This is a genomic window from Mesorhizobium sp. B1-1-5 (genome assembly GCF_006443065.1).
Taxonomy (GTDB): Bacteria; Pseudomonadota; Alphaproteobacteria; order Rhizobiales; family Rhizobiaceae; genus Mesorhizobium.
Window position 1 is genome coordinate 1 of record NZ_VFWS01000360.1, and the last position, 1,481, is coordinate 1,481.

General features: G+C 65.7%; 2 protein-coding genes. Both read left to right on the forward strand.

Annotated elements, in window-relative coordinates; genetic code table 11:
- Positions 1 to 471, forward strand: a 471-nt coding sequence (locus tag FJ980_RS35890) for an autotransporter outer membrane beta-barrel domain-containing protein (RefSeq protein ID WP_281406353.1), incomplete at its 5' end; no start/stop codon positions are given.
- Positions 404 to 1,481 (forward strand): autotransporter domain-containing protein (locus FJ980_RS31345; protein WP_281406354.1); only part of this gene is annotated, 1,078 nt, incomplete at its 3' end. The genes FJ980_RS35890 and FJ980_RS31345, both read left to right, overlap by 68 nt.

Genomic DNA, 1,481 nt, shown 5'->3' on the forward strand with positions numbered 1-1,481 from the left:
GCACCAGGCAACTCCATTGGGACGCTTACGGTCGACGGCGACTACACCCAGCTTGCCGGATCCACCTATGAAGCCGAAATCGACCCGGACGGCAGTTCCGACCTGATCGATGTGACCGGTGCTGCCGGGATCGAGGGCGGCACCGTCTTTGCGCTCAAGGCGCCAGGCGGCTACGACACCGGCACCCGCTACACCATCCTGACCGCCGCTGGCGGCGTTACCGGCACCTATGGCACACTTGACCAGAACGCGCCTTTCGTCGACCTTTCGCTCGCCTACGATCCAAACGCCGTCTATCTCGACGTAGCCCGCAACGACGCGTCGTTCTGCGATGTCGCAATCTCTGCGAACCAGTGTGCGGTCGGTGATGGCGCCGAGGGCCAGGGGCCTGGCAATCCGATCTATGACGCGATCGTCGGCTTGCCCGACGAGGAAACGGCCCCGGGATGCCTTCGATCAGCTTTCTGGTGAGATACACGCTTCGATAAAGGGCGCCATGCTGGACGACAGCCGCTTCGTGCGTGAGGCGGCAACGAACAGGGTGCGGGCCGCCTTCGGGGATGGCTCTGGATCCTCCATGCCGGTGCTGGCTTATGGGCCGGATGGTTCCGCCCTGACGCCTGAGGAACAGGCGCTGGTGCGAGAAGGCAAGAGCGCGCGCTATAGTGCTCCAGGGGCAGCGCCCGCTCCGGCCGATACGGAGCGCTTTGCGGCGTGGGGGCAGGCCTTCGGTTCATGGGGAACATGGGACAGCGATGGCAACGCCGCTTCGCTTGACCGTTCGACCGGCGGCTTCCTTGTCGGCGCAGACGGAATGATCGCCGAAAACTGGCGGCTGGGCCTGCTTGCCGGTTACAGCCGCAGCTCGCTCGATGTCGATGATCGCGCGTCCTCCGGCGACAGCGACAATTACCATCTCGGTGTTTATGGTGGCGGCCAGTGGGGCGCGCTTGGCCTGCGGGCCGGTGCGGCCTACACATGGCACGCCATCGAGACGGCGCGCTCCGTCAGTTTTCCCGGCTTCACCGACCGTCTCCCCGCCGACTACGACGCCGGCACGGCTCAGGTCTTCGGCGAGCTCGGCTACCGGATCGACCGCGGCTCCTTCGCCTTGGAGCCTTTTGGCAATCTCGCTTACGTCAACGTGCATAGCTACGGCTTTACCGAGGATGGCGGGGCGGCCGCGCTCACAGGCGCCAGCGGTACCACCGACGCCACCTTCACCACGCTCGGCCTGCGTGCTTCGACCGAGTTCGGGCTTGGTGGGATGAAGGCCAGGGCGCGCGGCATGCTCGGCTGGCGACATGCCTTCGGCGACGTCACGCCGCTCTCCGATTTTGCCTTCATCGGCGGTGAGGCCTTCACCGTCGCCGGGACACCGATCGCTGAGGACGCGCTCGTTCTCGAAGCCGGGCTTGATCTCGCCCTCTCGGAAAAGACCTCGCTCGGCCTCTCCTATTCCGGCCAGATCGGCGACGGCA